Raw genomic sequence first — 26456 nt, forward strand, 5'->3', positions numbered from 1 at the left:
ACGGTGGACGGCGTGTTCACGACGGTGCAGGACGTCGCGCAGACGGTGCTGTTCCTGTCGGCGTTCCCGAGCGCGGCGCTCACGGGCCAGTCGTTCATCGTCAGCCACGGCTGGTTCATGCAGTAACGCCCCCGCCTCCCGTCAGGGAGGCGATTTCCGCATCACCGCCCATTCTCACGACGGAGTGCCGCCGCTCGGCGCCACTCCTTCTTCCCGCCATCCATGGCGGGTTTTCTCGGAGCAACTGATGAAACCGCACGCCCGAACAGAAAAGCAGGCCGTCGACGCGGCGGACCTGCATCACGAGGCCGGCGCACCCGCCGCCGCGCGCACGCCGCCTTACGAGACGATCGCGCTCGTGCTGCAAGGCGGCGGCGCGCTGGGCGCATACCAGGCCGGCGTGTTCGAAGGGCTGCACGAAGCAGGCATTCCGCTCGACTGGATCGCGGGCATCTCGATCGGCGCGCTCAACACCGCGCTGATCGCCGGCAATGCGCCCGAGCATCGCGTCGAGCGGTTGCGCGAGTTCTGGGAAACGATCTGCAAGCCGGCGTTCTTCCCGACGGTTCCGGCCGCGTTCGAATCCGCGCTGTTCAACAGCATCGACCAGGTCCGCACGTTCTTCACCGCATCGCAGGCCGCGAGCGCGATGATGCAGGGCCAGCAGGGCTTCTTCGTGCCGCGCTTCCCGCCGCCGCTGCCGGGCGTGTCGGATCATCCGGAGAAGATCAGCTGGTACGACACGTCGCAACTGCGCGCCACGCTGCTGAAACTGTGCGATTTCGACCGGATCAATTCGGGCGAAACGCGCGTGTCGGTCGGTGCGGTCAACGTCGGCACCGGCAACTTCGTGTACTTCGACAACTCGCGCATCCGTCTCGCGCCCGAGCATTTCATGGCGTCCGGCGCGCTGCCGCCCGCGTTCCCGCCCGTCGAAATCGACGGCGAGTATTACTGGGACGGCGGCGTCGTGTCGAACACGCCGCTGATGGAAGTGCTGCGCGCCCATCCGCGCCGCGACACGCTCGCGTTCCAGGTCGACCTGTGGAGCGCGCGCGGGCCGCTGCCACGCACGATGGCCGACGTCGCCGAACGCACGAAGGACGTGCAGTATTCGAGCCGCACGCGTTTCGTCACCGACACGCTGCAGCGCGAACAGCGCTACCGCAACGTGCTGCGCCACGTGCTCGAACAGGTGCCGGAAGCGCAGCGCAAGAACGACCCGTGGTGCGTCGAAGCCGAAGCGATGTCGAGCGGGAAGAAGTACAACATCCAGCACCTGATCTATCAGCAGAAGGCGTACGAGCATCACTACAAGGACTATCAGTTCGGTCTGTCGACGATGCGCGACCACTGGTCCGCGGGTCTCGACGACATCCGCAAGACGCTCTCGGTGAAGGACGGCCTCGCGCTGCCCGTCAACGATGCGGGCTTCGTCACGCACGACATTCACCGCCGCCGGTAATGCCGTGTGCAACGGGCCGGCGCGCGCCACGCGCCGGCCCGTCTTTATTTCAGATTCGACATGCCGATTTTCATCGCCCTGTTCGCGCTCATCGCCCTCGGATGGGGCGCGGTTCACCTGTTTCACGTCATCGCCGCGCAGTTCGGCCAGCCGGTCGCGATCGCGGCCGCCGTGCTCGCCGCCGCGAGCCTGATCGCGCTGGTCGCGTGGTGGCTCAAGCGCCGCCGCGACATCGCACCGAATACGAAGGAAGACGGCTGGACCCATGTCGTGCATCGCGCGTGGGGCGAGCTGCGCGTATCCGCGACGCAGGGGCTGCTGTGGCTGTCGCACGACGGCGCGGACGGCCGCTACACGCTGTCGCAGCTCGACGGTTGCCAGGCTGCACCGATCGGGGGCCGCTGGCATCTCGTCGTGCGCGTGCGCGATGCGGTGCGTAGCGAATGGAAGCTGCCGATGACGGACAAGCGCGATGCGCAGCGCTGGGCACGCGTGCTGACGCTCGCGAAGGACAACCGGCTCTGAAGCAGCACTCGGCGGATGCGAATGCGCATGCGCGCACCGCACGCGCCGCCGCGCCGGCCATCCCGCATGCCACGCGTCAGCGTGCCTTCAACGCCCACAACGCATCCAGCACGTGCTCGGTCGCCCGCTCGACCGGCCCCGCCCGATGGGCGATACCCAGTTCACGCCACAACGCCGGACGCAGCGGCCGCATCACGATGCGCGGATCGGGCAGCGGGGCGCCCGCCTCGTGCGGCAGCAGTGTCGCGCCGTAACCCGCGGCGACCAGGCTCTTGATCGCGTCGTTGTAGTTGAGTTCGATCCGCGGTTCGGGCAAATGGCCGCCGAGCGCGAACCATTCCGTCGTGAGCCGCGACAGCCGCGTGGTCGCATCGTTGAGAATCAGCGGGCGCGCGGCCAGATAGCCGGGCGTCACGCGCGCCGGAAGCGGCCAGTCCGCCGGCAGGAACGCCATCACCGGATCGCGCCGCCACGCACGAATCGACAGCCCCGCGACCGCCGCCTGCGGCAGCGCCACCAGTCCGACATCGAGCGTGCCCTGCGCAATGCGCGCCAGCGTGTCGTGCGACGTGAGCACCGCGATCTGCACATCGATGTCCGGATGCTGCGCGCGCAACCGGGCCACCGCCTGCGGCAACAGGTGCGCGATCGCGCCGGTCGACGCGCCGAGGCGGACGCGCCCGGTCAACCCCTGCACTTGGCGCTGCACATCGTCCAGCGTGGATTCGACCTCGGCCAGCAGGCGGCGCGCCCGCTCCACCAGCACTTCGCCGATGGGCGACGGCCGCACGTTTCCACGCGTACGGGACAGCAATGGTGCGCCGATGCGGCTTTCCAGTTCGGCAATGTGAAGACTGACGGTCGGCGGCGCGAGATGAAGCGCTTGCGCGGCCGCGACGAAGGACCCTTGGTCGGCGATGGCGACCAGCGTGCGCAGGCGGTCCAGGCTGATCTCGCGCATTTCCACCTCTCGTTCAAGAAAACTGAATCTGACGGTCAGTAAATTCAACTTTTTCTATTCTAGGCGCTCGGGTGACGATACGGCTTTCCCGACCACGAACGCAAGGAACGCGACCATCATGAGCCAGCCCACGGTCTACATCGACGGCGATCAAGGCACGACCGGATTGCAGATCCATGCGCGCCTGCACGGGCGCACCGACCTGCGGCTCGTCTCGCTGCCGGATGCCGAGCGCAAGGACCCCGTGCGGCGCGCCGAAGCGATCAACGCAGCCGACGTCGCGATTCTGTGCCTGCCCGACGCGGCCGCGCGCGAAGCGGTCGGCTTCATCCGGAATCCGGCGGTACGCGTGATCGACGCGAGTTCGGCGCACCGCACGCAGCCGGAATGGGTCTATGGCTTCCCCGAGATGGCGGACGGGCACGCGCAGACGATCGCGCACGCGCGGCGCGTCACCAATCCGGGCTGCTACCCGACCGGCGCGATCGCGCTGTTGCGGCCCCTGCAACGAGCCGGCCTGCTGCCGCGCGACTACCCGGTGAGCATCCATGCGGTGTCCGGATACTCGGGCGGCGGGCGGGCCGCCGTCGACGCCTTCGAAGCGGGCGACGCGTCGCACGCGAAACCGCTGCAGATCTACGGCCTCGCCCTCGCGCACAAGCACGCGCCCGAAATCCAGCTGCATGCGGGCCTCGCGAACCGCCCGTTGTTCGTGCCCGCCTACGGTGCCTATCGGCAAGGCATCGTACTCACCATCCCGATCGAGTTGCGCCTGCTCGGCGCCGGCGTGACCGGCGAGCAGCTGCATGCCTGTCTCGCGCATCATTACGCCGATGCGCGCCACGTCGACGTGACGCCGCTCGCGGAAACCCGTGCGATCACGCATCTCGATCCGCAAGCGCTGAACGGCACCAACGACCTGCGGCTCGGCGTGTTCGTCAACGCCGAGCATGGCCAGGTGCTGCTGTCCGCCGTGTTCGACAATCTCGGCAAAGGGGCATCCGGTGCGGCCGTGCAGAATCTCGACCTGATGCTCGGCGCGTCGCACGCGGCGTGAGCAGGGTGCGCATGCAGGCACGGTCGAAAGCCGGCGGGGCAGGCCGATCCGCGTCGCGGCAGGCGACGCTGCCGTGCCTGCCCATCCTCCCGTAAAAGCTCACCTTTAGCCGGTTTCAGCCCATGTCGTCGCACGCCGCGGCCGTCAGGCCGGCCAGCTTCTCCATCAGAAAATCGACGCACACGCGCACTTTCGCCGACGCGGCGACGCGTTCCGGATACACGGCCCAGATGTTCGCGGGCTGGATCGCGTCGGGCAGCACGCGGCACAGTACCCCGCGTTCGATCAGCGGGCCGGCCTCCCAGATCGAGCGCAACACGATGCCGCGCCCGGCCAGCGCCCATTGCACGGCCACCTCGCCGTGATTCGTCGACAGCGCGCCGCCGACCTTCACCGTCGCCGTTTCGCCGCGCACGTTCAGCCGCCATACGCCAAACGGATGATCGCGCTCCTTGATCGCAAGACAGTCGTGCGACGCGAGATCCGCGAGCGAGCGCGGCGTGCCGCGCCGCGCGAGATAGTCGGGCGATGCACAGAGCACGCGATAGTTCGCGGCGAGGCGGCGCGCGATCAGGTGATCGGCGATCTCGTCGCCGATACGCACGTCGAGGTCGTAGCCTTCGCCCGCGACGTCGACGAGCCGGTCGAACAGATCGAGCCGCACGTTCAGTTGCGGATAGCGCGCGGTGAAGTCCAGCAGCGCCGGCGCAATGATGTGCCGGCCGAAGCCGAAGCTGCTCGACATGCGCAGCGTGCCGCGCGGCACCGTGCGCGTGGTCGACACGTCCTCGACGAGATGATCGACGTCGTCGAGAATCTTCTCGGCGCGCGCGAACACGCGTTCGCCGGCTTCCGTGACCGTCACGCGGCGCGTCGAGCGATGCAGCAGGCGCGTGCCGAGCTGCGCCTCGAGCAGCGCGATGCGCTTGCTGACATAGGCGGGCGACACCGCGAGCTGCTCGGCGGCCGCGCTGAAGCTGGTCAGGCGGACGACCAGGCTGAACACGCGCAGGTCGTCGAGATTTGGCGATTTGTTCACGATTCGTGGAAAGTCGATTAACCTTTCGCACGATTTTAATCCGAATGGAAATAAATAGAATGGCGTCATGATCCGCTGCGCGCCACGCCGGCAGCGGCCCGACCCACGAAAAAGGAGGAGCACCCGCATGAACGACAGGACTTACCGGATCGCCGTCATCCCCGGCGACGGGATCGGCCGTGAAGTGATGCCCGAGGGCCTGCGCGCGCTCGACGCCGTGACCGCGCGCTTCGGCGTGCGCTTCGACTTCGTCCAGATCGACTGGGCGAGCTGCGACTACTACGCGCAGCACGGCAAGATGATGCCGGACGACTGGAAGGCCCAGTTGTCGGGGATGGACGCGATCCTGTTCGGCGCGGTCGGCTGGCCCGCGACGGTGCCCGATCACGTTTCGCTGTGGGGCTCGCTGCTGAAATTCCGCCGCGAGTTCGACCAGTACATCAACCTGCGGCCCGCGCGCCTGTTCGACGGCGTGCCGTCGCCGCTCGCCGGCCGCCGCGCGGGCGACATCGACTTCATGATCGTGCGCGAGAACACCGAAGGCGAATATTCGTCGGTCGGCGGCACGATGTTCGAAGGCACCGACCGCGAAATCGTGATGCAGCAGTCGATCTTCACGCGCCACGGCACCGAGCGCGTGCTGAAATTCGCATTCGACCTCGCGCAGCGGCGCGCGAAGCGCCTCACCGTCGCGACGAAAAGCAACGGCATCGCGATCAGCATGCCGTGGTGGGACGCACGCACGGCCGAGATGGCCGAACGCTATCCCGACATCGCCGTCGACAAGCAGCACATCGACATCCTGTGCGCGCGCTTCGTGCTGCAGCCGGACCGCTTCGACGTCGTCGTCGCGTCGAACCTGTTCGGCGACATCCTGTCGGACCTCGGGCCGGCCTGTACGGGCACGATCGGCATCGCGCCTTCGGCGAACCTGAACCCCGACCGCAGGTTTCCGTCGCTGTTCGAACCCGTGCACGGCTCCGCGCCCGATATCGCCGGGCAGTTCATCGCGAATCCGGTCGCGATGATCTGGTCGGCCGCGCTGATGCTCGACTTCCTCGGCAACGGGACGGGCCGCGAGCGCGACGCGCACGATGCGATCGTCGCCGCGATCGAAGACGTGCTGCGCGACGGGCCGCGTACGCGCGATCTCGGCGGCAACGCGGGGACGCAGGAAGTGGGTGAGGCGGTCGCCGCGCGGATCGCGGGCCGATGAGGGTTGCCCGATGCGCATGTGCGCGCCGGGCGGTGACGGAGGGAAGCGGCAAGCGGTGGGCAGCTAGAAGTGAACAACACGCAAAGGATGTGCGCACGCGTGCGGCTTCCGATTCGTGTCGGGTGAAGTCGAGCGGTGAGCGATGTCACGCCACAATGCGCACGGCTTGCGCTGTTTGCCGATTGAATTGATCCGATCGGTGAGTTGCACACCGCGTTCGTACACACCGATCGTCGCTGGTACTGCCCGCGCGGTTCGACCGGTGAGACGCATCACGCGGTAAAGCACACCGCTTCATGCCGACACATGCGTCGCGTCGCGCGATCCCGGCGTGCGTGACATGTCGCTTTGCCCGCTGCGAAATTGCGTCGAACGGCTCGAAGCACACAGTCCGACGCGACGTTTCACCGCGTCCCGAAAAATCTCACCTTGCGTGCACCGACTCCCGAATTTCCTCACCGTTAAACGCCGGTGAGGTATACGTCGAGTCGATGCGCACCTCACAGCCCGAGGTCGGACAGCCCCGGATGATCGTCCGGACGACGGCCGAGCGGCCAGCGATAAAGACGATCCTGCTCGCGAATCGGCAGATCGTTGATGCTCGCGTGACGATGTGCCATCAGGCCGTTCTCGTCGAACTCCCAGTTCTCGTTGCCGTACGAACGGAACCAGTTGCCGGCGTCGTCGTGCCATTCGTATGCGAAGCGCACCGCGATGCGATTGCCGCCGAATGCCCACAGCTCCTTGATCAGCCGATAGTCGAGCTCGCGCGCCCACTTGCGCTGCAGCAGCCCGACGATCTCATCACGACCGGTCACGAATTCCGCACGATTGCGCCACCGGCTTTGCGGCGTATAGGCGAGCGACACGCGCTGCGGATCGCGCGTGTTCCATGCATCCTCGGCGGCACGCACCTTCTGGCGGGCCGTCTCGAGCGTGAAGGGGGGAACGGGCGGGCGGACTTCGGGGGAAGCGGACATGGGTTGCTCCTGTTCAGGTAATGGCCACGGACGCCCGCAGCCGGTTCGGATTCGCTGCTTCGACTAGCGCGATACCGCGTCGAGCAGCAGTTCGGCCGTCGCGCGCGCATCGCGCGCGGCGTTCGCATCGCCGGTCACGAGCGCCACGCCGATCGCGCCGTCGATCAGCACGAGCCATTGGCGCGCCAGGCGCGCAAGCCCGCGGCGCTCGATTCCCGTTGCGTCGGCATACGCATCGAATCGCTCGCGCACGAATGCCAGCAGGCGCGCCTTGTGCACACGTGCGACGACGCGCACGGGATCGTCCGCGTCGGGAATCTCGCCCGCAGCATTCAGGAACGCGCAACCGTGAAAATCGGGCTGCCCGAACCAGTCGCGCAGCACGTCGAACATCGCGAGCAGCTGCGCGCGCGGCGCGTTGCCGCGCGCGAGCGTTGCATCGACGAACCAGCGCATCCAGCGTGCGTCGCGACGCTCGAGCGCGGCCACGACCAGCGCCTCTTTCGATTCGAAATGCGAATAAAAGCTCTTTCGTGCCGCGCCGGATCGCTTGACGATCGCGTCGACGCCGGTCGCATGGATGCCGCCCGAATAGATCAGCGCTTCAGCCGCATCGAGCAGCCGGTCGCGAACGCCCGGTTCGCCGGAGGGGTCGTGTGGTGTGTTCATGGGTTTACGGTAGAACGATCGTTCTCCATCGTCAACACCCGCGTGAAAAAGCCCTGTCGACGGGAGGGCTGAATCGCGGCCCGGCCGGATGAGGCGGGCCGCCGCGTTTACGACATTTTTTCTTGAAGCGGGCCCGCGACGCTCACTACACTGCGGTCACCCTGTCTGGGCGAAAGGACATCATGCAGCGACCGGAATCCGCGCGCCCCGCGCGTGCCTATGCGGCTTATGCCAAGCGGCTCGACGGCCGCATCGTCGTGCGGCGCTTCGACCCGCGCAACGATTCGTACGACACGTTGACCGCGCTGCTGCATCGCGCGTTCGCACCGCTCGGCGCGCTGGGCTTGAACTGCCCGTGCGTCGATCAGCCGGCTGCGGCGACGCGCGAACGCGTGCTCACCGGCGAGTGCTTCGTCGCGCTCGGCAACGCACATCTGGTCGCGACGATGACGATGTATTCGCACGATCCCGATTCCCGTTGCGATCCGTACCGCAGCCGGTACGTTGCGACGCTCGGCCAACTGGCCGTCGATCCCGTCTGGCAAGATCGCGGCATCGGCCGCGCGCTGCTCGCCTTCGCGCAACGGCGAGCGGCCGCGCGCGGCGCGACGCACCTCGCACTCGACGCGCCGTACGCGGCGGTGCGGCTCATCGATTTCTATCGCCGCGAAGGCTTTCAACCGGTCGACGTAATGCGCTTTCCGGGACACAACTACGACAGCACGATCCTGTGCAAATCCGTCAGCATTGCGAACGGTCGCTTCGTTGCCGGCGATACGACGCAGATCGACGTCACGCGGCACGCGGGTGCCGCTTCATGAAGCACGATATGCCGAAGCACGACAGCAGCGACGATCGCGCCCGGCTCGCCGTCCGGCAGGCAAGCGTGCGCGCGGCGCTGCGGCTGCGCGGCGTGATCAAGCTGACGATCGTGGCGATCGCGGTCGCGCAAGCGCTGGCGTTCGCGTTCGACAGCCTGCTGGTCGCGGTCGGTTTCGCGCCGGAGGCCGCGACGGTGCTGCTGTTCCGCTTCGTGACATGCGCGCTCGTCAGCTTCTGGCTTCAGGGGGATGCGTTGCGTGCGTATCGGTACGCGGCGCAGCACGGGTTCGTCACCGGTCCCGGCGCGCACGGCGAACCGGTCGAAGTCGCGCCGCAGTGCCCGAAGCGCTGGCTCGTCGTGTTGAGCCTTCAGCTCGACCCGCGCGGGTCGAACGGTGACCGGATCAGGTAATGGCCTGCGCACCGATCGAAGTCGATCGAGGTCGATCGATGCTGATCGCTTCGCGCACGAGTGAGTAGCAACGTCCCGTGCTGGCTCACGGTTGATGAAGCGGGTCGGCACGACATCGGGTGGCGTGTATCGTGAACGACCGCGCGGCAAGCGCGACCAGCGCGGCAGGAAAGCGTGTGAAAGAGAGGGAACAGGCGCGAAACGGCGTGATGGCAAGAAACGCGGCAGCTGGCGAAAGGTGAAGTAAGCGAGCGATGGCGGGTCACCGAAGTGCAATCGCATCGCGATTCGGCGCGCAAACGCAGCTCCCGAATAATCTCACCTTGAGCGTGACTTCGCGCGTTTCGGCTTCGAATACGCGGACGTAAACGAAAGCGGGGCAGGCGGTGAACACACCACGCTGCCCCTGCGGCACTCAGGCCGTCCAGTCGAGAATCACCTTGCCGCTTTCACCGGACAGCATCGCGGCGAAGCCTTTCTCGTAATCGTCGGCCGCAAAGCGGTGCGTGATGATCGGCGACAGGTCGAGGCCGCTCTGCAGCATCGCGACCATCTTGTACCAGGTCTCGAACATCTCGCGGCCGTAGATCCCCTTGATCTCGAGCCCCTTGAAGATCACCTGGTTCCAGTCGATCGCCGTCTGCGCGGGCGGAATGCCGAGCAGCGCGACCTTGCCGCCGTGGTTCATCGCCTCGAGCATGCTCGTGAACGCGCTCGGCACGCCTGACATTTCGAGGCCGACATCGAAGCCTTCGGTCATGTGCAGCTCGGACATCACGTCGCGCAGCGACTCGCGCGCGACGTTGACCGCGCGCGTCGCGCCCATCTTGCGCGCAAGTTCCAGCCGGTAGTCGTTGATGTCGGTGATCACGACGTTGCGCGCGCCGACGTGCTTCGCGATCGCGACGGCCATGATGCCGATCGGGCCCGCGCCGGTGATCAGCACGTCTTCGCCGACGAGGTTGAACGACAGCGCCGTGTGCGTCGCGTTGCCGAACGGATCGAAGATCGACGCCAGATCGTCGGAGATCTCCGGCGGAATCTTGAACGCGTTGAATGCCGGAATCGCCAGATACTCGGCGAACGCGCCTTCGCGGTTCACGCCGACGCCGACCGTGTTGCGGCACAGATGCCGGCGCCCCGCGCGACAGTTGCGGCAGAAGCCGCACGTGATGTGGCCTTCGCCGGACACGCGATCGCCGATCGCGAAGCCGCGCACCTCCTGTCCCATCTCGACGATCTCGCCGACATACTCGTGACCGACGTGCATCGGCACGGGAATCGTCTTCTGCGCCCAGTCGTCCCACTTCCAGATATGGATGTCGGTGCCGCAGATCGCGGTGCGGCGGATCTTGATCAGCACGTCGTTGTGGCCGACTTCGGGACGCTTCACGCGCGTGAGCGTGAGGCCGGGGCCGCGTTCGAGCTTTGCCAGTGCTTTCATGGTCGCGCCTCCGTCAGATGATGCCGAGCGACTTGCCGACGCGCACGAACGCGGCGACCGTCCGGTCGATCTGCTCGGGCGTATGCGCGGCGCTCATCTGCGTACGGATGCGCGCGCGCCCGCGCGGCACGACGGGGAACGAGAATCCGATCACGTAGACGCCTTCGTCGAGCAGCTTGTCGGCCATGTTCGTCGCGAGCTGAGCGTCGCCGAGCATCACCGGGATGATCGGATGCGCGCCCGGCACGAGCGTGAAGCCCGCTTCGGTCATCTGCTTGCGGAACCGCGCGCCGTTTTCGCGCACGCGCTCGCGCAGTTTCGCGCCTTCGTCGCTGCCGAGCAGTTCGAGCACCTTCAGCGATGCCGCGGCGATGCTCGGCGTGAGCGTGTTCGAGAACAGGTACGGGCGCGAGCGCTGGCGCAGCAGCTCGATCACCTCGCGACGCGCGGCGACGTAGCCGCCCGATGCGCCGCCCAGCGCCTTGCCGAGCGTGCCCGTGATGATATCGACGCGCCCTTCGACGCCGCAGTGCTCGGGCGTGCCGCGGCCGTGCGTGCCGATGAAGCCGACCGCGTGCGAATCGTCGACCATCACGATCGCGCCGTAGCGGTCGGCGAGGTCGCAGATGCCTTTGAGGTCGGCGATGATGCCGTCCATCGAGAACACGCCGTCGGTCGCGATCAGCTTGTGGCGCGCGCCCGCCGCATCGGCTTCCTTGAGCTTCGCCTCGAGATCGGACAGGTCGTTGTTCTTGTAGCGGAAGCGCTTCGCCTTGCAGAGACGAACGCCGTCGATGATGCTTGCGTGGTTCAGCTCGTCGCTGATCACCGCGTCGTTCTCGTCGAGCAGCGTTTCGAACAGCCCGCCGTTCGCGTCGAAGCAGCTCGAGTAGAGGATGCTGTCCTCGGTGCCGAGGAACGCGGCCAGTGCGCTTTCCAGTTGCTTGTGCACGGTTTGCGTGCCGCAGATGAAGCGGACCGATGCCATGCCGAAGCCGTCCTGGTCGAGCCCGGCCTTCGCCGCGTCGATCAGGCGCGCGTCGTTCGCCAGACCCAGATAGTTGTTCGCGCAGAAATTGAGCACGCCGGCACCGCCGGCGAGCCTCACGTCCGCCGCCTGGGGACTCGCGATCTCGCGCTCGGTCTTGTAAAAACCGTCCGCGCGGATCTGGTCCAGCGTCCCGCGCACCTGGGCGAGAAAGGCATCACGCATCGCAAAGCTCCTGACAGGGTTTCGCATTCCGCAACGCGCCACTCGTGGCGGCGGCGCAACGGCCTGCTACTGTTATAGTCGGTCGTTCGGTTGACCGCATTTATCCGATATTCCGAACTAAAATTCGAAATACCGAACAACTCTAAGCGAACGGAATCCAAATGGCAAGTTCCCCCGGTTCGCGGCGCACGCCCGCCAGCGCCGCCCCGCAACCGCCGGCCGCCACGCCGCCGCGCGTCGGCGAGCAGATCCAGCGGCTGCGCAACGAGCGCAAGCTGACGCTCGACGACCTGTCGCGCGCGGCCGGCGTATCGAAATCGATGCTCTCCGAAATCGAACGCGACAAGGCCAACCCGACGATCGCCGTGGCGTGGCGCCTGACGAACGCGCTCGGCATCACGCTCGACGAGCTGTTCTCGCAGCCGAAGGCGCCCGAAACCATCCGCGTGGACGGCCCGCACGACATTCCGACGCTCGCCGGCCACGACGGCCGCTACCAGTTGCGCGTATGGGGCCCGATCGACCTCGCCGGCAAGTTCGAGTGGTACGAGCTGACGTTGCCGGGCGGCGGCGCGTTGATATCGAACGCACACGAGCCCGGCACGCGCGAGCACCTCACCGTGCTGCAGGGCGCGATGGAGATCGAAGCCGCGGCGGCCAGCCGGCGCCTGAAGGTGGGCGACACCGCGCGCTACCCGGCCGACGAGCCGCACGCGATCCGCAATCCCGGCAAGGCCGAGGCGCGCGCACTGCTTATCGTGATACACCGCTGACGGCACGAATAGCTGGCCGAACGGCCAGGGGGATCTGTCGCAGGCCAGTTGCGGAAATCACTGTATATTTGTACAGTATACGGACATTCCGCCATGCACGGGCCGGAGCCGGCGCACCGAGGCGCCGCCCGGTCGACAGGAGCCTGCAATGACAGAAGAACAAGATTTGGCCGCGCTCAGCTTCAAGGCTGCCGCGCACGACCTCGAGCTGATCGTTCGGCATATCGCCGGGCGCTACATCCGCCAGCGCGTCCCGCTGACGTGGCGCCTGCTGCACGCAATCGAAGCCGAGGCGCTCGCCGATCTCGGCTTTGCCAGCCGGCACGAGGCCGGCATGCGTCAACTGTTCGAACGGCCGTCGGACATGACGTTTCCCGAAACGGACGATCCGATCGACTTCGGGCGCTCGAATGCGCTGCCCGCCGTATTTTCGTTCGCGGTCCTCGCGTACGAAGCGGCGTCGGCGTCGCACGACGCCGCGCATCGCGAGCGTGTTCACCGTCCGTCCAAGGCGTGGGGCGACTGATCGCCGGCCACGGGCTGCCATGCGTGGCGGCCTTGCTCATTTTCTTGCTGCCCGAGACGTTGCGGAAAGGGCTACCATATACGCAACTAACGGAATAAATCACATGTCCCTTCCCGCCTCTCCCGACACCCCGGCACGCCCGGAAGAAACGGACCTGTTCGACCGCGGCGCATCCGACTGGATCGTCTCGCCCGAAGCCGCATTCGATGCGTGGCTCGCGATGCAGGACTATCGCCGCTCGTCGGCCGACGTCTATCGCGCGCAGTGGGGCGCGTTTCTCACGTGGATGCGGGCGCACCAGAAAACCCTCGAAACGGTCGATACCGCCACCATCGCGAATTTCGTCGGCGAACTGCCGATCCGGAAAACCCAGCGAATGCGCTATTTGCGGCTGATCGAGCGCGTGCTCGACCACATCCGGCGCACCGAATACGCGTCGACCAACCCGGCCCGGTTCATTGCTCAGGATGGCGAAGCGAACTGGCGCAAGGCGCGCGACAACGAACCGACCGGTTTCCTCACGCCGGCCGAGCGCGCGACGTTGCTCGCATACCTGTTTTCACCGATCGGCGTATCGGGTTCCGCGTACTGGAAAGAGCGGCGCGACCGCGCGCTCGTCGCTGCGTTTCTCGGCGCGGGCATCAAAACCGGCGAAGCCCGTGCACTCACGATTAGTTGCATCAATACGAGCGGCACGGCGCTGCGGATCGCGTCGACGCATCCGGATTTCGCGCGCGAAACCCACCTCGCGTCATTCGCGATCGCGCTGCTCGAAGCCTGGCTCACCGAACGCAAGCGTCAGGACATTCCCGGTGAACTCGTGTTCCCGGCCTCCCACACGGGGCGGCCGATGCACAAGGCGACGATGCTGCGCGCGATCGACGCGATCGTCGAATCCGCCGGGCTCACGTCGTCGCGCACCGCCCGCGCGAGCCCGCAAACGCTGCGCAATACCTACGCGGCCGAACTGTTCGAACACGACGTGCCGCCCGAACGCGTCGGCAAATGGCTCGGCTTCGTGCGGCCGGTCTCGTCGAATCGCCTGCATCGTGCGTGGAAAAACTGGCGCGACGGGCTGGCCGACAGCAACGGTGACGCGTCCGACAGCGACGAAACTCACTGATCGCCGAACGGCTGCTCACGCGAAGCGATCCGTGAGCAGCCTCGTGTGGCGCAGCCTCACCGTTTCACAGCTCCCGAAAAACCTCACCTCAAGCGTCCCGGATCGTCTCACCTGTGCGGTGCGGCCGAACCTTGCATCACGAGTGCGCAAAACGGGCGGCCGCTTCGAATCGCGACGGCCATGCGCCCGACGCGTGCTCACACTCGGGGCACGTCACTTCAAAACCATCTTCTCCATGTGACAACTCCGGCTCGCCGTCGCAATGCGGACATTGAGCCGGCACCGGAATGTCGTGATCCAGCGACGTGCCGATCGCGGCAAACGCTTCGGCATCCAGTTGCCCGGCATCGGCCAGGCGACGGATCAGCGCGGCGATTTCCGGATTCATGCCGCGGCTCGCGCGCAATGCGTTCGCCTCGCGCGTCGCACGTTCCAGTTCGTCGCCCTGGGTGCGCAATTGATCTTCGAGCCGGTCGGCGCGCGCCTTCGCCGAACTCAATTGCTGCAGGAAATCGAACTCCTTGCGCTGAACGTCGCGCAAGCCGCTCTGATAGGTCGCTGCCATGCTGCGCAACGAATCCAGCTCGACCAGCATCGGCTTGACGCGGCGTTCGGCTTCGGCCACCGCGTCCTTGATCTGCTGCGCGTAGTGCTCGGTGCGCTGTTGCAGTTCCGCTTGCAGGGCATCGATGCGGTCGCGCAACGTGGCGTTATGAGCCTGTTCGGCTTCGACGCGCACGCCGGCCGCGGCCAGCTCGTTCTCCAGTCGAGCGATTGTGGTGAGCAACGTCGCTTCGCTTGCCGAACCGTGCGTCGTTTGCGACGCGAGCTGGACCTCGAGTTCCGTCACGCGCGCCTGCAATTGCTCGTTTTTCGCTTCGCCGCGCACGAGTGCGGCTTCGAGGGTTTCCTGGCGCACGGTTGCATCACGCAACCGCTGTTCGGCGTCGGCGATGCTGGCGCGAACCTGCTCGCGATCGCCGTCGAGGCTGTCCCGCGCGGCTTTCAACGCTTCTTCATAGAGTGCGCCGAGCAACGCGCCGGCTTTTTCCTCGACGGCTTTCGGGATGGCGGCGCCGTCGAGCCTGACTCGGGAAGCCGAACGGATGCGTTCCCAGAAATGGTCGATGTCTTTCGGGATGTCGCTCGCGCTGCCGGTCTGGGTGAGATCGCGGACGTTGGCAGCCGACGGCCGAATGCCCAGATCGAAGAACAACCGCTTGCACGCGTGCAGCGACAATTCCTGCCGTCGCGCGCCGCTTGCACGCAGCGATTCCAGTTCGTCCCGAATGGCGTGGCGGATTTCGTCCAGGGTCATCGCTGTGCTCACAGACATTGAAATGTGGCAATCATAACGAAATACGTAGCTATCGATACTGATTCCCGGTCGACGTTGTGAATTTACGTCGCTTTGCACAGAAATCAGGGCTGTGAGCGAATCCAGACGACTGTGGTGCAGGATTCCGTGAAACAAAGCGAAGAAAGTGAGCCAAGTCCTTGTCGCGCAAGCATTTTCCAGCAGACCCCGAATTTGGGCATTTGTTTCACATGACGGGGCATCCGGTCGGCTGCGGGTGTTCAGGGGTTCGGGTGTCTGTGGAAAACTCTGCAGCGGATGGCTTGAGAGTATTAGAAGTAAACACCCTTGAACCCTTAGTTAAAAACGTTAACGCCACGGCACAGCCTTATGCAGCAAGGCTTTCCGGCCGACAAGGTGAAGTTTTACGGGAGCCAAGGTGATCTTCTGCGGGAGCTGACGTGATGGGGTTCAGGGAACTGCGTGAGCCGTTGCGGGAAAGGTCGTGAGCGGATTCGGGATCACAGTGAAATGCAAGTTTTCCCAAAGGTGAGGTTTTTCGGGGCCTCACAGCCACAGAACCCGCGCGGTGCCTGACTGCACAGTTTTCTGCCTGTGCAGACATAAGTGAGAATTTGCGGGACCCTCTTCGTGCCCCGTTTCTGCCCATCTTTTAGGCAGATTCTGTGAAAGGTGAGATTTCACGGGACTCCGCAGTCATTTGGTGTGAGGTTTTCCGGGAAACGAACGCCATTGTGCACAGCAAAAGTGCGCTCGGGGGGCCGTGATGCCCTAAAGGTGAGGTTTTACGGGAGGGAAATCGGGGTTTTCCTGCCCGGATCCCGTTGAGGTGAGCTTTTTCGGGGCCCGGATCACAGGCTGTGATTCGGAGTAAAGGTGAGCCTTTTCGGGGATGGACTGTGCCCAATAATTGGTCATAGGTGAGGCTTTTCGGGAGCTGTGAGCCGCCGGATTCGCCGAAAAGCCCGCCAGGACTGGGAGAAATCTCGTTTTTGCTGTGCCACTTTTTGGCACAGGTGAGATTTTTCGGGGGCCGACACAGGGTTGTCGTATGAAGGATTTCCGTCGAAAGGTGAGGCTTTTCGGGGGATGTCCGCCGCGGACCGCCAAATGCCTTGTGCGCATAAGTATCGGAAGACATTGGGATTTTTGATACCGCGGCAGTTACGGTGAGATTTTTCGGGAGCGATTTCCGTGCCTGTGGGAGCACAGCGATTTTTGGGTAAGGTGAGCGTTTTCGGGAGACTCCGGCAGCGGACCCCGTGTGTGTCGGGCATTCCGCGACCTCCCGACGAATCGACATGCTGTGCTGAAGGTGAGCATTTTCGGGACCAGACCCGGTTCGTGCGCTGTACAATGCGCGCCCGGGCCGGCAAAGGAGGTCCGATCGGCTCCCGCCAGCAAGGTTCACAGGCTTCTTCCGGGATGTCGGACCCATTGCGAATCTCGCCGGAAGTCACGCCTGTACATGCATACAGGCCGACACAAGCCGATCGCGAGGCGCGTTCAACCGGGATCGCAACGCTGTGTCGAACACAGCGTGCGCAGTCGTAAAATTGCGACAAATTGAAAGGTGAGCCGATACGGGAGCACATTTCGCACGTGTCGCGCACAGGTGAAATTCTGTGAATCGGCGTCTCCCGCAGCACGTCTGGACGAGTCCGGAACGCTGCAAATCCGGACCGGTGAGGGTTTTCGGGAGCGCTTGGGGTGAGTGCCGTTTTGCGCGAGCGCTTCACCTGCTATGGTGAGCATGTCGTTCTGGACGCACATCACCGCAGGCGCTATCCTTCCGGGAAACTTCTCCTCCGACCCGACGTATGGCCACGACGAAGCGCGCCAAGAAAACCGATGTGGATGTGGTGAGTGCCAGTTCTGCCGAATTGCGTAAGGCCGTCGAGGCGATCGCCATTCAGCCGAAGAGCGGCAAGATCACGCTCCTCACTCGCAAGCTGTTCAATGTCCTGCTGGCCGTGGCGCAGCAGGCCGACGACTCGGGCGATACGTATCGTGCGCTGCTGTCGGACATCGTCGCCAACTCCGCTTTCGATTCGAACGACACCGCGCTGGTGAAGGAACACCTGCGCCGCATGGTGTCGGTGCAGGTCGAATGGAGTACGGGCACATCGAGCCAGAAGCCGGGCCGCAAGTGGGGGATCTCGACGCTGATCGCCGACGCCGAAATTCTCGAGGATCCGACGACCCGCCGTGTGTGGGTCGAATTCTCGTTCGCGCCGAAGATCAAGAAGAAGCTGCTCGACCCGGTGCAGTATGCACGTCTGAGCCTGCAGTTCCAGAGCCAGCTGCGCAGCAGCGCCGGTCTCGCGCTGTACGAAATCTGCGTGCGCTACCTGACGAATCCGAGCCACCTGACGATGCGCGAGCCGTGGGAATGGTGGCGGCCGATCCTGTCGGGCACGCCCGATACGGAAGCCGGCGACGAGGCGAAGCGCGAGTACAAGTATTTCAAGCGCGACTACCTGCGTCCCGCGATCGCGGAAGTCAACGCGGTCACCAACATCTTCGTCGAGCTGATCGAGCACCGCGAAGGGCGGCGGGTCGCCGAAATCCAGTTCCGCGTGACCGAGCGCAAGCAGCCGATGCTCGCGCTCGACGAACACCCGAACGTGTTCGACAGCACGCTGGTCGACCGGATGGTGAAGCTCGGGATCCCGCTGAAGGAAGCGCAGACGCTCTATGCGGACAGCGAGGAGAATCGCATTCGCGCCGCGCTGCAGATGACCGAGCAGCGGATGCGCAGCACGACGCTGCCGCCGGTGCGCAGCGCGCCCGCGTTGTTCAAGGATGCGCTGAAGAAGGGGTATGCGCCGCCGGTCGAGTCGGTCGATGCACTGCCGGCCGGCACGCCGGCCGCGAAGATGGCGGCGGCCCAGCCGGACGATCTGAAGGCGCGCCTGCTGAGCGAGTTCGCGGCGTTCCGCCGCAAGGAAGCGAAGGTGCTGTACGAAGAGCAGGGCGACGCCGAGCGCGAAGTGGCGCGCGAGTCGTTCGAATCGGAGGCGCTGCCGACGATGGGCTCGCACCTGCGCGACGACTGGCGCAAGCGCGGCCTCGATTCCAAGCTGGCCGAGACGGCCTTTTTCGACTGGCTGGCCCAGAAGACCTGGGGCGAGCCGACGGACGGCGACCTGCTGTCGTTCACGCTGAACCAGTCGCGGGCCGCCTGACGCCCGCTCAGGCCTTTTGACGGGCCGCCGCCGGCCCCGCCCTCGATTGGGCGAGCCGGCGTCTTCATCAGGGCCGGCCGGCCGTTTCCATCACTCCGACAGCAGCATCCGCTCGAGTTGCTCGAGGATCGCGTCGCGCTTGTCCTTCGGCAGACCGCGCAGGCGCAATTCGATGCGATCTTCACCATACGACTTCAGGTCGCCGACCGACTTGCCGCCGAGCTTGATCTCGAGACGCTGCGCATAGCGCTGACGGCCGGCGGCCTTCGGCGTTTCCTGCGCCGCGACGCGTCCCTTGACGATGTCCGACACCTGGCGCGTGCTGAGGTCGTCCGACACGATCTTGTTGATCAGCCGCAGCGTGGCCTCGGTGCCGCGCGCGTTGTGATAACGACCGACCTGATACGCCATGTTCGAGCCGAAGCGATCGGGGCGCGCGACCATTTCCTGCATGATCGCTTCCGGCAGCTTGCCGATCGACAGCGCGACGGCCACCGTCGACTCGTCGAGGCCGAGGTGTTCGGAGAGTTCCTTCTGGCTCTGGAAATGCTTGTCGTCGAGGAAGCGGCGCCACACGACGGCGTTGTCGAACACCGTCTGCGAATCGCGCTGGACATTGAGGTCGTAGCCGAGCTTGTAGCTCTGGATGCCGATCGGCACGTCGATCACGATCGCCTTGACCGACTCCTTGTTCGCTTCCTTCAGTGCTCGCACGCGACGCCCGCCGTCGCTGACGAAATACGTGCCCGGGTTGTCGTAGTCCGGAATCACGTGGATTGCCTGCTGCTGTCCTTGCTTCGCGAGGTTGACCGCGAGCTCGGCAATCGACGATTTCAGATAGAAGTGCCGCGGGTTGAACGGGCTATGCTTGATCGCCTTCAGCGGCAGCTCGATCACCTGCCCCGGCGCATAACGGTTCTCGAGGCGCCACGCGCGATATTGCGCCGATTCATCGATCGACGGATCGATCGTGAATTCCGGAGCGGGCGGCGGTGCGATGTCTTTTTTCGCGGATTTGGTCGGCGCCGCGGTGGGCGTCTCGGACTTGACGATACCGTCGATCGCATTGAGTCGATCGAGCGCCGTGCGCTTTTCGCTCGTCGTGATATCCGGGCGCGCTTGGAATCCTTTAGCAAATTGGGAGGGTTTCATGTGACTCCTTTGTGCGCATAAAGTCAGGGCAGCATGGCGACGATTTCGTCGGCGCATGCGCGAATTTCAGCGGCGGCCAGCTTGCCGCCACGATCGTTCATCTGCAGCACGGTCTGACCGAGCGCCATCGCCTGCTTGTACGCCTCCCGGGTCGGGATCTGCGTTTTCAGCAACGGGAAGCCGAGTTCTTCGAGCGCGCGCTTGAGCTCGCGGGTCAGCATGCGCTTTTCTTCGGTCTTGTTCAGCAGGAAGACGGCGCGGAGGTCTTCGTTCATCACCTGCGCTTGCTGGATCAGTTTGACCAGACCCACGCTCGACCAGTAATCGGCCGGCGACGACGACGTCGGAATCACGGCGATCGATGCGGCCAGCAGCACGACGCCGGAGACCTTCTCGGTGATCGACGGCGGGCAGTCCACGACGATGATGTCGTAGTCGTTGATGAACTTCTTGATCTCGCGATGGATCTGGCCATCGGCTTCGGCCAGGTTGACCACCGGAAACGGGATGCCGGTGTCGCTGTCGCCGGATGCGCTCGACCAGTGGACCAGTGTGTTTTGACGGTCTGCGTCGATGACGAGGACGCGCTTCCCTTTTTCATGGAACGCGGCACCGAGGTGCATGGCAATCGTGCTTTTGCCGACGCCACCTTTTTGTTGAGTGACTGCAATGATTTCCGCGGCCAATTTTCACTCCTGTTTTGGTCGTTGGAATTCTACAGGACGATAATTGGATTTCAATGAAATTGTCGTTGAACAACTACGCGTTGGCCATTCGGGCTATCGGTTTATGCGCATAAACGAGTCGATGATGTTGGGTGGCGCGAGGAGATGGTGTGGCGGAGGCGTGAAACGCGATGAGTGCCTCGTGGGTTGAGTCGTTGTGTACGGCTTCGGCGGTTTGATTCGCGGGTTGTCGCAGGCTCGCCGAGCACTGCCCTTGCGTTCGTTGGAGCGGTCTTGCAGCAGGAGAGCCGGGGGAGTTTGTGCGCATAAACTCCGCTGCTCCCGAGGTGGGCGATCGTCGTGCGACTGAATGCCGACGGGACACATGAGCCGAAGACGCAGCGTACGCGTGCTACCGAACCTGCGGATGTCGACACTGCCCGTTGTCGGAGCGCATCCGTTTATGCGCATAAACCGAGCGCGGTAGACGGCAGGCGATGAACGGCGATCCACATCGCGCTTGCCCCGAAGATCGATACGGCAGGCACCTGCGGATCGCCGCCGCCGGATCGTATTCAGCGCTCGCGGACGATAGGTCTAGCGGCGAAGGTTCGCATCGCGACCGCGCCGAGACTCAGCGCGCGGTGATCCATCTGCGATGCTGCATACCGACGCACCGACGCACCGACGCACCGACGCACCGACGCACCGACGCACCGACGCACCGACGCACCGACCCACCGACGCACCGACGCACCGACGCACCGACGCACCGACGCACCGACGCACCGACGCACCGACGCACCGACGCACCGACGCACCGACGCACCGACGCACCGACGCCGCCCCGAATCACGAGTTTCCTCGCCCGGGGATCGCAAGCTTTATGCGCATAAACCAACCGGCGACACAACCGCCCGCTCCCTTTCCGGTCGAAAGCACCAAGCATTGGTCAAGCCTGCGGGGGCCTTTACGTATCATCCAGCGATAGCGCACCGCTCGCCTTTATGCGCATAAACCTACCAATTCATTAACGCACCTCGCGTAAAGCACTCCCCCTTCGGCCCCATCGCATGGTCTCGCCCACCTGCGCCAACAAAGCACGAACGAACTCACCACGATCCCGCACCCAAGCGCCCATCCAGCCCCCAACACAGACTGGCTACAATACGAGGCTCCGCTCTTCAGAACTGAATGATGATCACGATCTACCACAACCCCCGATGCTCGAAGTCGCGCGAGACGCTCGCGTTGGTCGAATCGCTGAATACCACCGGCACACCGTTGAACGTCATCGAGTACCTGAAGACGCCGCCGACGGCCGCGGAACTGGAAGTGCTGCATCGTCAACTTGGCCGTCCGGTGCGCGACATGCTGCGCGACGGTGAGGAGCCGTACAAGACACTGGATCTGGCTCGCGCCGATCTGAGCGACGCAGAAGCCTATGCGGCCATCGCCGCTCACCCGATTCTGCTGCAGCGGCCCATCGTCGTTTATCGCGGCAAGGCAGCGATCGGCCGGCCGCCCGAATCGGTTCAGGCGTTGTTCGAATAATTCTTGTCCGCCTTATTTTTCTGATTGTGTCAGTGCCGGGCGCAAGTCCCGGCGATCGAACACGGCACGATCGCCCAGGCAGCATCCCACCACCGCCCGGACAATCGCCGCAGCGCGCCCGCCCAGGCCCTAGGCCTCCCCGGACGACTCACCGTCGTCAGCACGAAACGGCCCCCGCCCCGCCGCCGCATCCGCGGCCGTCCGCAGCAGCGCGATCTGCTCCCGATAGGTCCTGCAGCCGCTGCAGGTCGGCAGGTGTATGCGCACCTGCACTCGCTCATGCAGGGTCAGATGCCGGTCGAGCGCATCCGACAGCAGTCGCGTCACGTCAGTACATTTCCCCGGCAGCATCTTCTGTCGTCAGTCCTTGTTCGCTCAGGCAGGTTCGCAGGCGCGTGCGCGCCCGATACAGCAGCACGCTGCAATGATTCGTCGTCAGCGTCAATTCGCTGCAGATGTCCGTCATTTCGACGTCGAGGAATTCGCGCATCATGAACACGCGTCCGATCTGCTCAGGCAGATGATCGAGGCAGGCCTGGAACAGCGTCCAGAACTGCTGCTGCTGCAACAGCGTTTCGGGGCGCGGCCATGGCCGCGGCTTCGCATGCGCGGCCCAGTGCCCGTTTTCCTTGAACAGTTCGCGATCGAGCGCCGATTCGCCGTCGAGCTCGGCATCGAGCGCGGACAGGCTCACGGTCCGCTGCCGCGCGCGCAGCACGTCGATCAGCTTGTTGCGCAGGATGCCGAACACCCAGGTCTTGTGCGCGGAGCGCCCCGCGAAATCGCCGGCGTGCGACCAGGCGGCGGCGAGCGCTTCCTGCACGGCGTCTTCGGCCGCGTCGGCATCGCGGAGCTGGAGGCGCGCGAAGCGCAGCAGGTCGCGCCGCAGTTGCGCGAGATAAACGGGATCGTCGTAGGCGGACGGCATGTGTGGTTCGCAGTGTTTCGAAGCGACCGTGCAGGCGCCACAGGGCGCGCGCGTCGCGGTGCGAGCAGCTTACTGGGCACAGCGCTCCCTGTGCAATTCAATGTTCCGTCACGTATTCACAAAACCGGCTGCCGGGCTGCGCTATGCTTGCCGAACCCTGTGCCGCGCGTCGTCGCCGACACGCGGCGGGCAATGTGTAACGTCAGAACATAACGGCCGACTTATCCACAATTTCTGTGGAAAACCTTGTGGAAAGTCGGCCGGACGGCCCCGTGGGGCGGTTCGCGGGCTGGCTTGCCTATAAACAGACCTTTGTCTCTCGTTCGGAAGCAATCGATCCGATTCCTCACCCACCGGAAGGAGAATGCCATGTCCTATCGCATCGCTGTCGTCGTCGGCAGCCTGCGTCGCGCGTCGACGAACCGCGCGCTCGCACACGCCGTGATCTCGCTCGCGCCCGCCGATTTCTCGTTCGAGTTCGTCGAGATCGGCGAACTGCCGCTGTACAGCCAGGACTACGACGCCGATTTCCCGGAAGTCGCGAAGCGCTTCAAGCAGTCGATCGAAGCGGCCGACGCGCTGCTGTTCGTCACGCCCGAGTACAACCGTTCGATTCCGGGCGTGCTGAAGAATGCGCTCGACTGGGGCTCGCGCCCGTGGGGTTCCAACTCGTGGTCGGGCAAGCCGGGCGCCGTGCTCGGCACGTCGCCGGGCGCGACGGGCACCGCGCTCGCACAGCAGCATCTGCGCAACGTGCTCGCGTACCTCGACGTGAAGACGCTCGGGCAGCCGGAGATGTTCATCAAGCACGATCCGGCGCGCATCGACGACCAGGGCCAGATCGTCAGCGAAGACACCCGCAAGTTCCTGCAGGGCTTCGTCGATCGCTATACGGGCTGGGTGCGCCTGCTGAAGTCGGCCTGAGCGTCACACCGGCTCAGACCGCCCACGCCCACGCCCACGCCGGCCCGCACGCGGCGGGTCAGGTGCCGGTGCGGCGTGCGTCGCGCGCTTCGCGAATGCCCAACAGGATCTCGTCGAGCAGCGCGATGTCGAACGGCTTCGACAGCACGCGGACGTTGACGGTGCGCGTGCGGTCGAGCTCCTCCGCGTAACCCGTGACGAGAATCACGGGCAGTTTCTCCGGCCGCCGCTCGACCGCTTCGGCGAGGTCGATGCCGTTCAGGCGGCCCGGCATGTGGATATCCGAAATCACCAGGTCGAACGCATCGTTCGCGGCCGCGCCTTCGATCAGGCGCAACGCGTCGTCGGCGGTGGGCGCGTAGGTCACACGGTGCCCGAGCAGCGAGAGCAGCGCTTCGGTGCCGGCCGCGACTTCGCTGTTGTCCTCGACGAGCAGCACGTGCAGGCCGGCGGTCGCGCCCGCCCCCGCATCGTGCGCGACCGCCGGCGGCCGCACGACGACATCCTCGGCGCGCGCGCGCGGCAGGTAGAGGCGCACCGACGTCCCGGCGCCGACCGCGCTGTCGATCGTCGCGAGGCCGCCCGAGCGTTCGCAGAACGCGAACACCTGCGGCAGCCCGAGCCCCGTGCCCATCCCCTGCGCCTTCGTCGTGAACAGCGGTTCGAACGCGCGCGCGAGCACGTCGGGCGCCATGCCCGAACCCGTATCGTCGAGCGAGATCTGCACGAAATCGCCGGTGAGCGGGAAGCCGTCCTCGCGGCGCAGCGTCACGTTGCGCGCGCCGACCGTGAAGCGGCCGCCCGCCGCCATCGCGTCGCGCGCGTTGACCGCGAGGTTGATCACCGCGAGCTCGAGTTCCGCGACGTCCACGCGGATCGGCCAGACGCCGGGCTCGATCGCGACGACCAGCGACGATTTCGAGCCGAGCGAGGTCTTCAGCAGTTCGCGGCACGTGCCGACCCATTGCCCGATGTCGATCGTTTCGTTGTGCAGCGGCTGCTTGCGCGCGACGCCAAGGAGCTGGCGCGTGAGCGACTGCCCGTTCTTCAGCGCGCGTTCGATCGCGCCGAGTTCCTTGTCGAGATGCTGGACCCCGCGCCGCCGCGCGATCTGCACGTTGCTCGAGATGATCATCAGCAGGTTGTTGAAGTCGTGCGCGACGCTGCCGACGAGGTTGCCGAGCGCCTGCATCTTGCGCGACTGCCGGTACGCCGATTCGATCGAGCGCCGCATCGACGCTTCGGCCTGCCAGCGGTCCCACGCCTCCTCTTCCGCCTTCAGCCGCTTGAGCGACAGCCAGATCACGGACCACAGCGCGATCGACGGCGCGAACATCGAGATGAACAGCACGCTCAGGTGTTCGTACCACTCGTGCCAGATCGCCGACGTGCGATACGAACAGGTGACGTAGACGGGATAGCTGCCGACCTGGCGGTACGCGACGATCTCGCTGCTCGCGCCGTCGTGACGCACGCGCACGACGCCGGCGCGCGGATCGTTGCGTGCGTCGCCGAAGGTGGCCATCCGATCGGTGTGCGCGAGCGACGGCGGCGGCGGATACGACGCGATCACCGCGCCGTCCGAGCGCGCGAGCGCCATCGTCATCGGCGTGCTCGCGCCGCCGAGCAGGTCGCGGTAGAACGCGTTGAAATACGACGACTTCAGCGCGATCGACACCATCCCGGCGAACGAACCGTCGCTATGGCGCCGCGCGACGCCCGTGTTGAATACGGGAATGTTCTCCAGCTTGAGGGGCCCCATCATCAGCCGCGAGATGTGTTCGATCACCTTGCCGTCGCGGATGCCGGCGAAGTCGTCGCGGTTCGCGATCGACGCATAGGGCGCCGGATAGTAGAGGCTGTTCGCGAGCAACATCCCGCTCGCGCCGAAGATCGACACGGCGGCCACCTGCGGATAGCCGCCGCCGATCGTGTTCAGCGCTTCGTGGATGTCGGACTCCCGGTTGCGCACGGTCGCGTCGTCCATGTCCTGCACGAGATCGACGATGCGCGCATCGAGCGTTTCGCTCAGGTCGAACACCTTGAGCGCATGCTCTTCGGCCACCCGCACGGTGCGCATCGTCACGTCGCTCGCGGCGGCCTCGCGCGTCTTCAGGTCGTTGTACGCCATCACCACGACGTAGATGCACGGCAGCACGATCGCCGCGACGAGCAGCACGATCAGCGTCACGCGGCGCACCGCGAAATCGTGCTCGGGCGCACCGGCCGCATAGTTGCCGTCGTCCTGCCAGTCGTCGGCGGGCGGGGAAGCGGGAGCGTGGGAGTCGGCGGGCCGGTCGGACGTCATCGGGGAAGCGGGTCAAGCAAAGGTGCCTGCCATCATAAACGAGTTGCGACGGCCCGCCGTACGGCCCCGGACGCCGGCCATCCTGTCGATTCCGACAGGAGGAAATTGTCAGATTGAAAACGCGACGAATCCGGCAGCGCAAACGTACACAAGGAAAAATTTTGCGTGCTTATCTCGAAAATGGTCGCGGCTGT

The 26456-nt window shown here is 65.2% G+C and carries 24 protein-coding genes and 1 pseudogene; 13 read left to right on the plus strand and 12 right to left on the minus strand.

The genetic code is table 11. The annotated features are described in order from the left end of the window. The 3 genes and pseudogenes from HWX08_RS24990 to HWX08_RS25000 all read left to right on the plus strand — a co-directional run. Positions 1 to 126, plus strand: a pseudogene (locus HWX08_RS24990) (3-hydroxybutyrate dehydrogenase); the annotation flags it as partial. A 121-nt stretch (positions 127 to 247) separates the two neighbouring features. Continuing rightward, positions 248 to 1465 (plus strand): patatin-like phospholipase family protein, encoded by a 1218-nt coding sequence (locus HWX08_RS24995; protein ID WP_069258842.1) that lies wholly within the window; start codon positions 248 to 250, stop codon positions 1463 to 1465. A 60-nt stretch (positions 1466 to 1525) separates the two neighbouring features. Next, complete coding sequence (locus tag HWX08_RS25000) at positions 1526 to 1990, plus strand: hypothetical protein (protein ID WP_107309822.1); 465 nt, start codon at positions 1526 to 1528, stop codon at positions 1988 to 1990. Between the two features lie 76 nt (positions 1991 to 2066). On the opposite strand, the gene HWX08_RS25005 is transcribed toward HWX08_RS25000, so the two are convergent. Beyond that, positions 2067 to 2951 carry a LysR family transcriptional regulator gene (locus HWX08_RS25005; protein WP_174920317.1) on the minus strand — a complete coding sequence of 295 codons (885 nt, stop codon included), beginning with the start codon at positions 2949 to 2951 and terminating at the stop codon, positions 2067 to 2069. Positions 2952 to 3069: 118 nt separating this feature from the next. On the opposite strand from HWX08_RS25005, the gene argC reads away from it, so the two are divergent. Next, positions 3070 to 4008: an N-acetyl-gamma-glutamyl-phosphate reductase gene (gene argC, locus HWX08_RS25010; protein ID WP_174920062.1), complete on the plus strand. Its 939-nt coding sequence runs from the start codon at positions 3070 to 3072 to the stop codon at positions 4006 to 4008. Between the two features lie 115 nt (positions 4009 to 4123). On the opposite strand, the gene HWX08_RS25015 is transcribed toward argC, so the two are convergent. Continuing rightward, positions 4124 to 5047 carry a LysR substrate-binding domain-containing protein gene (locus HWX08_RS25015; RefSeq protein ID WP_174920060.1) on the minus strand — a complete coding sequence of 308 codons (924 nt, stop codon included), beginning with the start codon at positions 5045 to 5047 and terminating at the stop codon, positions 4124 to 4126. 127 nt (positions 5048 to 5174) lie between these two features. Between HWX08_RS25015 and HWX08_RS25020 the strand changes: the two genes are divergently transcribed. Then, on the plus strand, positions 5175 to 6263 hold the full coding sequence (locus HWX08_RS25020; protein ID WP_174920057.1) for a tartrate dehydrogenase: 1089 nt from the start codon (positions 5175 to 5177) through the stop codon (positions 6261 to 6263). 500 nt (positions 6264 to 6763) lie between these two features. Here the strand turns inward: HWX08_RS25020 and HWX08_RS25025 are convergent, their stop codons facing one another. Both HWX08_RS25025 and HWX08_RS25030 read right to left on the minus strand, forming a co-directional pair. Continuing rightward, positions 6764 to 7243, minus strand: a complete 480-nt coding sequence (locus HWX08_RS25025) for a nuclear transport factor 2 family protein (RefSeq protein WP_069258836.1) — start codon at positions 7241 to 7243, stop codon at positions 6764 to 6766. 63 nt (positions 7244 to 7306) lie between these two features. Next, on the minus strand, positions 7307 to 7912 hold the full coding sequence (locus HWX08_RS25030) for a TetR/AcrR family transcriptional regulator (RefSeq protein WP_107309817.1): 606 nt from the start codon (positions 7910 to 7912) through the stop codon (positions 7307 to 7309). A 182-nt stretch (positions 7913 to 8094) separates the two neighbouring features. Between HWX08_RS25030 and HWX08_RS25035 the strand changes: the two genes are divergently transcribed. Next, entirely contained in the window at positions 8095 to 8733 is a 639-nt protein-coding gene (locus tag HWX08_RS25035; protein ID WP_174920055.1) for a GNAT family N-acetyltransferase, read from the plus strand. Further along, positions 8730 to 9146, plus strand: coding sequence for a hypothetical protein (locus tag HWX08_RS25040; protein ID WP_174920053.1), 417 nt, complete (start codon positions 8730 to 8732; stop codon positions 9144 to 9146). Before HWX08_RS25035 ends, HWX08_RS25040 begins: the two co-directional genes overlap by 4 nt. A 415-nt stretch (positions 9147 to 9561) precedes the next feature. Here the strand turns inward: HWX08_RS25040 and tdh are convergent, their stop codons facing one another. Together tdh and HWX08_RS25050 are read right to left on the minus strand one after the other, a co-directional pair. After that, positions 9562 to 10590, minus strand: a complete 1029-nt coding sequence (gene tdh, locus HWX08_RS25045) for an L-threonine 3-dehydrogenase (RefSeq protein WP_174920051.1) — start codon at positions 10588 to 10590, stop codon at positions 9562 to 9564. Positions 10591 to 10603: 13 nt separating this feature from the next. Continuing rightward, complete coding sequence (locus HWX08_RS25050) at positions 10604 to 11803, minus strand: glycine C-acetyltransferase (RefSeq protein ID WP_069258832.1); 1200 nt, start codon at positions 11801 to 11803, stop codon at positions 10604 to 10606. A gap of 161 nt (positions 11804 to 11964) precedes the next feature. Here HWX08_RS25050 and HWX08_RS25055 point away from each other — a divergent pair, with 161 nt between their 5' ends. From HWX08_RS25055 to HWX08_RS25065, 3 genes are all read left to right on the plus strand, one after another. Continuing rightward, the gene (locus HWX08_RS25055) at positions 11965 to 12576 is read left to right on the plus strand and encodes a helix-turn-helix domain-containing protein (RefSeq protein ID WP_174920049.1); all 612 of its coding nucleotides are present in this window, start codon (positions 11965 to 11967) and stop codon (positions 12574 to 12576) included. A 148-nt stretch (positions 12577 to 12724) separates the two neighbouring features. Further along, complete coding sequence (locus HWX08_RS25060) at positions 12725 to 13102, plus strand: DUF2471 family protein (RefSeq protein ID WP_069258830.1); 378 nt, start codon at positions 12725 to 12727, stop codon at positions 13100 to 13102. Between the two features lie 103 nt (positions 13103 to 13205). Further along, positions 13206 to 14225 carry a tyrosine-type recombinase/integrase gene (locus HWX08_RS25065; RefSeq protein ID WP_174920047.1) on the plus strand — a complete coding sequence of 340 codons (1020 nt, stop codon included), beginning with the start codon at positions 13206 to 13208 and terminating at the stop codon, positions 14223 to 14225. Positions 14226 to 14361: 136 nt separating this feature from the next. On the opposite strand, the gene HWX08_RS25070 is transcribed toward HWX08_RS25065, so the two are convergent. After that, positions 14362 to 15543, minus strand: coding sequence for a DNA-binding protein (locus HWX08_RS25070; RefSeq protein ID WP_174920045.1), 1182 nt, complete (start codon positions 15541 to 15543; stop codon positions 14362 to 14364). A gap of 1820 nt (positions 15544 to 17363) precedes the next feature. Between HWX08_RS25070 and HWX08_RS25075 the strand changes: the two genes are divergently transcribed. Next, positions 17364 to 18731, plus strand: a complete 1368-nt coding sequence (locus HWX08_RS25075) for a replication initiation protein (protein WP_069258827.1) — start codon at positions 17364 to 17366, stop codon at positions 18729 to 18731. A 90-nt stretch (positions 18732 to 18821) separates the two neighbouring features. On the opposite strand, the gene HWX08_RS25080 is transcribed toward HWX08_RS25075, so the two are convergent. Both HWX08_RS25080 and parA read right to left on the minus strand, forming a co-directional pair. Further along, on the minus strand, positions 18822 to 19883 hold the full coding sequence (locus tag HWX08_RS25080; protein WP_069261044.1) for a ParB/RepB/Spo0J family partition protein: 1062 nt from the start codon (positions 19881 to 19883) through the stop codon (positions 18822 to 18824). Positions 19884 to 19906: 23 nt separating this feature from the next. Further along, positions 19907 to 20569 carry a ParA family partition ATPase gene (parA, locus tag HWX08_RS25085; protein WP_011353621.1) on the minus strand — a complete coding sequence of 221 codons (663 nt, stop codon included), beginning with the start codon at positions 20567 to 20569 and terminating at the stop codon, positions 19907 to 19909. A 1176-nt stretch (positions 20570 to 21745) separates the two neighbouring features. Between parA and arsC the strand changes: the two genes are divergently transcribed. After that, entirely contained in the window at positions 21746 to 22102 is a 357-nt protein-coding gene (gene arsC / locus HWX08_RS25090; protein WP_174921028.1) for an arsenate reductase (glutaredoxin), read from the plus strand. A 129-nt stretch (positions 22103 to 22231) separates the two neighbouring features. Here arsC and HWX08_RS25095 read toward each other — a convergent pair whose 3' ends face one another. Then, positions 22232 to 22453, minus strand: a complete 222-nt coding sequence (locus HWX08_RS25095) for a zf-HC2 domain-containing protein (RefSeq protein WP_069261043.1) — start codon at positions 22451 to 22453, stop codon at positions 22232 to 22234. Continuing rightward, on the minus strand, positions 22431 to 23030 hold the full coding sequence (locus HWX08_RS25100; protein ID WP_069261042.1) for an RNA polymerase factor sigma-70: 600 nt from the start codon (positions 23028 to 23030) through the stop codon (positions 22431 to 22433). Before HWX08_RS25100 ends, HWX08_RS25095 begins: the two co-directional genes overlap by 23 nt. Before the next feature lie 369 nt (positions 23031 to 23399). Between HWX08_RS25100 and HWX08_RS25105 the strand changes: the two genes are divergently transcribed. Continuing rightward, positions 23400 to 23954 carry an NADPH-dependent FMN reductase gene (locus HWX08_RS25105; RefSeq protein WP_069261041.1) on the plus strand — a complete coding sequence of 185 codons (555 nt, stop codon included), beginning with the start codon at positions 23400 to 23402 and terminating at the stop codon, positions 23952 to 23954. Positions 23955 to 24012: 58 nt separating this feature from the next. On the opposite strand, the gene HWX08_RS25110 is transcribed toward HWX08_RS25105, so the two are convergent. After that, on the minus strand, positions 24013 to 26262 hold the full coding sequence (locus HWX08_RS25110) for a hybrid sensor histidine kinase/response regulator (protein WP_174921025.1): 2250 nt from the start codon (positions 26260 to 26262) through the stop codon (positions 24013 to 24015). Positions 26263 to 26456 lie beyond the last annotated feature (194 nt).

Origin of the sequence: Burkholderia metallica, from assembly GCF_902832845.1 — a bacterium.
GTDB lineage: Bacteria > Pseudomonadota > Gammaproteobacteria > Burkholderiales > Burkholderiaceae > Burkholderia > Burkholderia metallica.

Coding starts and splice junctions, on each gene's coding strand:
- HWX08_RS24995 (WP_069258842.1), top strand. CDS start 248: ATGAAACCGCACGCCCGAACAGAAAAGCAGGCCGTCGACGCGGCGGAC.
- HWX08_RS25025 (WP_069258836.1), bottom strand. CDS start 7,243: ATGTCCGCTTCCCCCGAAGTCCGCCCGCCCGTTCCCCCCTTCACGCTC.
- HWX08_RS25055 (WP_174920049.1), top strand. CDS start 11,965: ATGGCAAGTTCCCCCGGTTCGCGGCGCACGCCCGCCAGCGCCGCCCCG.
- HWX08_RS25105 (WP_069261041.1), top strand. CDS start 23,400: ATGTCCTATCGCATCGCTGTCGTCGTCGGCAGCCTGCGTCGCGCGTCG.
- arsC (WP_174921028.1), top strand. CDS start 21,746: ATGATCACGATCTACCACAACCCCCGATGCTCGAAGTCGCGCGAGACG.
- HWX08_RS25050 (WP_069258832.1), bottom strand. CDS start 11,803: ATGCGTGATGCCTTTCTCGCCCAGGTGCGCGGGACGCTGGACCAGATC.
- HWX08_RS25065 (WP_174920047.1), top strand. CDS start 13,206: ATGTCCCTTCCCGCCTCTCCCGACACCCCGGCACGCCCGGAAGAAACG.
- HWX08_RS25110 (WP_174921025.1), bottom strand. CDS start 26,262: ATGACGTCCGACCGGCCCGCCGACTCCCACGCTCCCGCTTCCCCGCCC.
- HWX08_RS25035 (WP_174920055.1), top strand. CDS start 8,095: ATGCAGCGACCGGAATCCGCGCGCCCCGCGCGTGCCTATGCGGCTTAT.
- HWX08_RS25060 (WP_069258830.1), top strand. CDS start 12,725: ATGACAGAAGAACAAGATTTGGCCGCGCTCAGCTTCAAGGCTGCCGCG.
- HWX08_RS25100 (WP_069261042.1), bottom strand. CDS start 23,030: ATGCCGTCCGCCTACGACGATCCCGTTTATCTCGCGCAACTGCGGCGC.
- HWX08_RS25040 (WP_174920053.1), top strand. CDS start 8,730: ATGAAGCACGATATGCCGAAGCACGACAGCAGCGACGATCGCGCCCGG.
- HWX08_RS25075 (WP_069258827.1), top strand. CDS start 17,364: ATGGCCACGACGAAGCGCGCCAAGAAAACCGATGTGGATGTGGTGAGT.
- argC (WP_174920062.1), top strand. CDS start 3,070: ATGAGCCAGCCCACGGTCTACATCGACGGCGATCAAGGCACGACCGGA.
- HWX08_RS25005 (WP_174920317.1), bottom strand. CDS start 2,951: ATGCGCGAGATCAGCCTGGACCGCCTGCGCACGCTGGTCGCCATCGCC.
- HWX08_RS25070 (WP_174920045.1), bottom strand. CDS start 15,543: ATGACCCTGGACGAAATCCGCCACGCCATTCGGGACGAACTGGAATCG.
- HWX08_RS25095 (WP_069261043.1), bottom strand. CDS start 22,453: ATGCTGCCGGGGAAATGTACTGACGTGACGCGACTGCTGTCGGATGCG.
- HWX08_RS25000 (WP_107309822.1), top strand. CDS start 1,526: ATGCCGATTTTCATCGCCCTGTTCGCGCTCATCGCCCTCGGATGGGGC.
- HWX08_RS25020 (WP_174920057.1), top strand. CDS start 5,175: ATGAACGACAGGACTTACCGGATCGCCGTCATCCCCGGCGACGGGATC.
- HWX08_RS25030 (WP_107309817.1), bottom strand. CDS start 7,912: ATGAACACACCACACGACCCCTCCGGCGAACCGGGCGTTCGCGACCGG.
- tdh (WP_174920051.1), bottom strand. CDS start 10,590: ATGAAAGCACTGGCAAAGCTCGAACGCGGCCCCGGCCTCACGCTCACG.
- HWX08_RS25080 (WP_069261044.1), bottom strand. CDS start 19,883: ATGAAACCCTCCCAATTTGCTAAAGGATTCCAAGCGCGCCCGGATATC.